General features: G+C 42.6%; 6 protein-coding genes. 3 read left to right on the forward strand and 3 right to left on the reverse strand.

All coding sequences use genetic code 11. The annotated features are described in order from the left end of the window. The first annotated feature begins 194 nt into the window (after positions 1-194). Positions 195-1,037 carry a Uma2 family endonuclease gene (locus tag F8S12_RS34055; protein ID WP_196520675.1) on the forward strand — a complete coding sequence of 281 codons (843 nt, stop codon included), beginning with the start codon at positions 195-197 and terminating at the stop codon, positions 1,035-1,037. A 27-nt stretch (positions 1,038-1,064) separates the two neighbouring features. Here F8S12_RS34055 and F8S12_RS34060 read toward each other — a convergent pair whose 3' ends face one another. The 3 genes from F8S12_RS34060 to F8S12_RS34070 all read right to left on the reverse strand — a co-directional run bounded on the left by F8S12_RS34060 (position 1,065) and on the right by F8S12_RS34070 (position 5,193). Then, positions 1,065-3,800 (reverse strand): M16 family metallopeptidase, encoded by a 2,736-nt coding sequence (locus tag F8S12_RS34060; protein WP_196520676.1) that lies wholly within the window; start codon positions 3,798-3,800, stop codon positions 1,065-1,067. Positions 3,801-4,091: 291 nt separating this feature from the next. Beyond that, the gene (locus F8S12_RS34065; RefSeq protein WP_196520677.1) at positions 4,092-4,535 is read right to left on the reverse strand and encodes a VOC family protein; all 444 of its coding nucleotides are present in this window, start codon (positions 4,533-4,535) and stop codon (positions 4,092-4,094) included. A 148-nt stretch (positions 4,536-4,683) separates the two neighbouring features. After that, positions 4,684-5,193 (reverse strand): TIGR02652 family protein, encoded by a 510-nt coding sequence (locus tag F8S12_RS34070; RefSeq protein WP_442946846.1) that lies wholly within the window; start codon positions 5,191-5,193, stop codon positions 4,684-4,686. Positions 5,194-5,435: 242 nt separating this feature from the next. On the opposite strand from F8S12_RS34070, the gene F8S12_RS34075 reads away from it, so the two are divergent. Further along, the gene (locus F8S12_RS34075; RefSeq protein ID WP_196520679.1) at positions 5,436-5,963 is read left to right on the forward strand and encodes a gamma carbonic anhydrase family protein; all 528 of its coding nucleotides are present in this window, start codon (positions 5,436-5,438) and stop codon (positions 5,961-5,963) included. A gap of 205 nt (positions 5,964-6,168) precedes the next feature. Continuing rightward, a complete protein-coding gene (locus F8S12_RS34080) occupies positions 6,169-6,297 on the forward strand; it encodes a photosystem II protein Y (RefSeq protein ID WP_196520680.1) in 129 nt (42 codons plus the stop codon). Positions 6,298-6,455 lie beyond the last annotated feature (158 nt).

Consider the following 6,455-nt stretch of genomic DNA (forward strand, 5'->3'; position numbering starts at 1 on the left):
AACTATCAAGGCTTTTTCTAGATTACTTGAGAAATAATATCTATATTTAAGTTATTTTAATCCCTAACCGGGATTTTTCCAGTTTAGCCGCTAACGTATATAGAATAACACATTCGCCTACTCTTAATGTGTTGAATTTGAATCAAAAGTGCCATAACTTATTTTTGGCTGCATACTTTCCTCTTAAACTCCTTATGACCTCCTCTCCTCCCTTTATCCCTCAATCTGATCCTCCCCTTCCTCCTTGGGAAACCCTACCAACGATGTATGATTTACCAAGTGACAACCCAGAGGAACCAGGTTTGCCAGACGATTTTCACTTTTTACAGCCTTTACTTTTATACTTAACTTTTCAACCCACTATCTGGAATCCAGAATTAGTTTACAGCGCTGCTGACCTTAATCTCTACTATGATCTCCAGCATCCTTTATGGTATAAGCGTCCAGATTGGTTTGGTGTGGTAGGAGTATCAAAACTCTACAAAGGGGATGACTTGCGTTTAAGTTATGTAACTTGGCAAGAACCAGCAAATCCTTTTGTGGTAGTGGAATTATTATCTCCAGGTACAGAAGCGGAAGATTTAGGTATGAAAAAAAACGCGGACTCTAAACCTCCTAGCAAATGGGAAGTTTATGAACGAATTTTGCGGATTCCCTACTATATTGTTTTTAGTCGCTATACTGATGAACTCCAAGCTTTTCAGTTAGTCGGTGGTCACTATGAACCGATGAATTTGACTGAAGAACGTTTACCAATGCCAGAATTGGGTTTAAGTTTGGGATTATGGCAGGGGTCATTTCAAGATATTCCTAAGTTGTGGTTAAGGTGGTTTACCTTAGCAGGAGAATTAATTCCACTACCCACAGAAGAAGCGGCTACGGCTAAACAAGAGGCGGCTACAGCTAAACAAGAGGCGTCTACGGCTAAACAAGAGGCGGCTACGGCTAAACAAGAAGCGGCTCAAGCAAGACAAAAGGCAGAACAATTAACAGAACGTTTGCGTCAGTTAGGCGTAAATCCTGATGAGCTAGATTAATTGTTGTCATTTGTCATTTGTCCCCAATTAGCAAATAATACTTTTCTCTGCTAACACAGATGGCCCAGCAGTAACGACCACGATTTTATCTGGATGGAGCAACTCACGAGCTGCTTGATTAACTTGGTCAAGAGTGACTTTCTGGATTTTATCAGTGAAGGAGTGCAATTCTACTTTATCCAGTCCGTACACCTCATTGATCAGAATTCTATCTGTTAATTCTTCTGGGTTTGCTAGGGAAACATTGTAGTTGCTGATGAGGGTGCGTTTAGCTGTTTCTACTTCTAGTGGGGTGACGCCTTGTTGATGGATTTGCTGGAGAATTTGGCGGGTGCTAGCGATCGCTTTCATGCTATCTTCTGGACTAGTTTGCATCTCAATTAAAAATGTCCCTGCATTCTTAAGAGCTTGGAAGTAGCTATAAATTCCATAACTCAAACCTTGGCGATCGCGCACTTCTGCACCTAGTCTACTAGATAAGGTATCACCTCCCAAAATCTGGTTCAATACTAAGGCTGCATGAAATCGAGGATCATAACGGTTAATGCCTATGTAACCCATATAAGTTACAGCCTGGGTTTTACCAGGTAACACTGGGTTGACACTCACTATTTTGTCCGGCATTAACACAGTGGGATATTTTAATGTGGGTGCTTGGCCGCTAACTTCCCAACTACCAAACTTATTTTCAATCAGCGATCGCACTTTGTCTAGATCAAAATCTCCCACCAGCGCTAACACTGTTGTATCTGGACGATAATGTTTAGCTTTGAAATCAATCACATCCTGGCGCTGAATCTGCTGTAAACTCTCCTCTGTGGGAAAGGTGTGTAAGGGATGTTTTTTCGGGTAAATTGACTGAACAAATATTCTTCTGGCTACTTCTGATGGCTCATCTAATTCATGTTGCAGATCAGTTAAAGTTTGTTGACGATACAGTTCTAAATCTTTGACTGGAAAGTTACTATTTTGAACAACATCTGCCAATATCTCTAGGAGTATGGGCAAATCAAGAGCTAAACTATCACCTTCAATATGCACACCTTCTCGATATACTTCAAAGTCTAAACTCGCTCCTCGTTCTGCCAAGATTTTGGCAATAGTTAAGACATCCTTGCTGTTAGTGCCATTTAGCAAATTCTCGGCTACAAAAGCAGCCAGTCCAGCTTGATTATCTGGATCAAATTCTGTCCCAGCTTCAATATGTCCGCTCAGGGTAACAGTGGGAGTACTATTATCAGGTAACAGTAATATCCGCAGTCCATTGGTAAATTTAAACTGCTCTGGTAATACTCGCGCGATCGCATCTTTTATCGAATCCACAGGTGGTAAGTACTTCACCACCTCGGAAAAAAGCACAGGTGCACTAGGAGAGAAATTCTCTGTAGTTTGGGCTGTGTCTGGTTTGTTACCAACTTCTGCTATCTGATTCTGGGTAGGTTCAAAAAAACCTACTGTCCGTGCTTCTTTTGTCAAGTATTTGTTAATTACAGCAACAATATCCGTCGGCTTCACTAGACTGACAGCTGCCAAATAGCGATCTGTATAGTGATAATCACCAGCAGTTGTTTCATCATTGCCCAATCGCATTGCTTGAGAAGTGATATCACGGTTACTCAAAATTACATCTGCTATTAATTGGGTTTTGGCTCGTTCTACTTCTTCTGATGTCACACCTTTTTCTGCTACATTGGCGATCGCACTACTCAACACTGAGTCAATTTTTTTCAAATCTTGTTTAGATCCAGCCGTCACTAACACCTCATACCAGCCAGATTCTCGCAAACTAGTAACGGATGCTGTAACTTCACTAGCTAAACCTGATTCCACCAATTCCTGATAAAGTCTAGAATTCCGTCCCTCTGTCAAGATGTAATCCATTACATCCAGCGCCGGCACATCCGGTTGATTCGCATCCGGTAGCGGATACACAACTTGTAACAGCCGCCCTGCTCCCGGTTCTCGCAATACTATGGGAGTGCTGTTAGCGGTAACGGGGCGTTTAGCCCGTGCTGAGTGCTGAGTGCTGATTGAGGAATAATATGAGGTAAAAGTATTTTTACTCCTGACTCCTAACTCCTCACTCCTCACTCCTAACTCCTCACTCCTCACTCTCTTCGCTAGTTTGCCAAATACTTCTTTAATTGTTTCAAGGGTGTTTGCAGTTTGAAAATCTCCGACAATTATTAGGACGGCATTATCGGGACTGTAAAAATTGCGGTAATATCTTTGTACCTGCTCAACCTCAAATTTCTCGACATCAGCTTTAGTGCCACCTACAGGCAACCCATAAGCATGATTGGGAAACACCGCCTGCATGACGGCGCGATTGAGGCGATATTCTGGGCTGTTTTCGTAACCCTGCAACTCAGAAATTACTACCCGCTTTTCACTGGCCAATTGTTCTGGCTCAATCTGGGAATTTTGCATTCTGTCTGCTTCTAGCACTAAGAGCGCTTTCAGCTTGTTTCGTTCCACAGTACCATAATATGCAGTTTGGTCATAGCTGGTGAAAGCATTAGAATCACTACCTAAAGCACTAAACAAACGTCCAAATTGAATCGGACGATTTAGAGTGCCTTTAAACATCATGTGTTCCAACTGGTGGGCAATCCCATTCACGCCCGGTTCTTCGTTGCGTGAGCCAACCTTGTACCACACCTGCACCGTTACTACTGGCGCAGTATGCACTTCCTTTGTCAGGACAGTTAAACCATTCTCCAGCACTGTCTTGTGGACATTTTCTGTCAGTGTTGAGGACATTATTCTTTTTGCTAGCAAGGTTGATTGGTATTTTTCTTTGTTAGATGCAGTTGCATATTGGCTATGAGCAGGTTAATTATTCAACAAAAAACCGCTACTAGCCATAAGCTTAAAAGTAATAACGGCGAGGGATATTATAAAATCTGGAAAATCCATACATATACTTAGCAAATATTAAGTTACATATTTATTCTGGAGAGTAACCATTTTTAATCTGGCAAAAAAATCTGTCACCTCGGCAACAATACAGAAAAACAATATATTAGCAACAAAGGTAATAAAAAAGCTAAATTATGGGAGTTTTGCTAAAACTCGAATGAATTCCAGAGGTAAGCCATCGGTATCAGCAATAAAAGCCACTTCGTAAATGCGATCGCCTATTTGCTGTTGTGTCGGTTCCAAAAGTACCTTCAACGGTTGTAATTCTTCGGGTTGACTCTCAGCAGCTAGTGCTACACGTTCTTGTAAATTTGTCAACCAGCTAGGCAAATCTGGTGTAATCTCAGTTAAATCAAAGGATAGATGATAATATCCCACATAATGTTCGTCAGCAAAGGCATCTGGGGCTGGTTTTGGTTCGGGAATTTGGATCAGTTCAATTCTGCCGCCCAATCCTTCCATCCAGCAAGCAAGGGTGTAGCCTGTGGTAAAACGTTCTGAAATTGTAAACCCTAAATATTCGTAGAAAGCGATCGCTCTATGAATATTCGCTGTCCGAATAGAAGCATGGTGCATAAGACAATAGTGCTGAGTGCTGAGTACTGAGTGCCGAGTAAGACCTTGCACCTAAATCCTAAATATTGAAAACTTTTTAATTGAGTGCAATTACTCTTCTTCTCCTTCAGGACTCAGGACTCAGGACTCAGCACTAATTACTGATCAATTACTCAAACAACCTGAAATAAGGGTAGCGCACAGGAACGCCAGGCTCTTTTTCCAAGTCAAAATTGATTACTTCCCAGCAGGGATCTTCTGAAGTATCGGAGCTAAACTCTACGGGTAAGCCGTACAAACGGGCAGACGTATGTTCTGGCACTCCTGAACGCCAAGGTGTACTGCGTTCTAAGTAGCCACCCATCAATTCCTGATAGCGTCGTGCAATGATCACTCTTGTTGCTCGATAGCCTTGGGTATACAGCTTGTCCAATGCTTCGTGAATTTCAAACCGAATACCATCGGGATGAGTATGCTGTCTATACCATTCATTATTCCACCTCCGCCAATGACGCCCCGATTGCAAATGGATTAACTCTCCATTTTTAGGATTAGCTTCAAAAGCGCCATGACGCGAACACAAATAGGTATCTGTTAATGTCAGCGCCGGAATAGTCTGGCGACAATGGGGACACTGTATTTCAGGCCCAAACATTGGGTACTGCAAACCTAGATTCATCATGAAGTGCGTACAAACATAATTTTGTCTTCACCACCACTAGTGGGTTGAATTATACACTTCGGCTCCACTACTTTGGGTTACTTGCTCACTGCTGCATATACACAGAGTTACCGCAGAAACATTGTTTACTAGTGTTTTCCTCAGCGTAGAGGCTTGACGCTGTGATATCCTGGTTATGCAACCAGCCTCAAAGGTTGGAGTTTTGCCAGTGTTACTGGATACCATATTTATATTCTATCGTGTCTACCGCTTCTTACTGGACATCTCCCGATTTTTCTCAAGCTGCCTTCATCGCAGCCAATGCTGTTGTTATGGGTTCGGTAAATATAGCAGCAGGAGTGAGCATTTGGTATGGAGCAGTGGTTAGGGGAGATGTTGAACGCATTGAGATTGGGGAATGCACAAATATTCAAGATGGGGCAATTCTACATGGTGATCCTGGTTTTCCGACAATTTTAGAAGATCATGTTACCGTAGGGCATCGCGCTGTAGTACATTCCGCCTACATCGAGGGTGGAAGTTTGATTGGTATTGGCGCAGTGATTTTAGATGGGGTACGAGTGGGCGCTGGTAGTATTATTGGTGCTGGCGCAGTAGTAACTAAAAATGTACCGCCTCTGTCTCTGGTTGTCGGTATTCCTGGCAAAGTGTTACGCCAAGTAACAGACGTTGAAGCCGCAGAACTGATTGAACACGCTAAACGTTACCAAAAGTTAGCTTTAGTTCATGCAGGTAAGGGTACTGATATTGGTTTTAGTAAGGCTTAGGGAGCAGGGGGCAGGAAGCAGGGAGCAGGGGGACAATGTCCAATGTCCAATGCCCAATGCCCAATGCCCAATGCCCAATGCCCAATGCCCAATAATTTAAACATTCTTTACATATAGAGTGGGAAAAATTGCCCACTTCAGCTAAAAATAAAAATGAGAGCAGTTGACAAAACTTTAATTTTTACTTAAAAGAGGGGTTCTAGATATGGATTCTATCGATTTCCGTATAGCGATCGTTTTAGCACCAATCGCCATTGCTGCTAGCTGGGCAGTGTTTAATATTGGCGCTGCGGCTTTAAGACAAATTCAAGGCTTTTTTGATAAGGAAGCTTAAATTAGGCTCACCATCATCGATCTTCAACCGACTGTTTCTCTTTACAGGGACAGTCGGTTTTATTCATAACAATTAATGGGGCATTGGGCATTGGGCATTGGGCATGGGACATTAGTTATTCTCCCTTGTCCCCCTTGTCCCCCTGCTCCCTGCTCCCC

The sequence above is a fragment of the Nostoc sp. WHI genome (genome assembly GCF_015714725.1).
In the GTDB taxonomy this organism is placed as follows: Bacteria; Cyanobacteriota; Cyanobacteriia; order Cyanobacteriales; family Nostocaceae; genus Nostoc.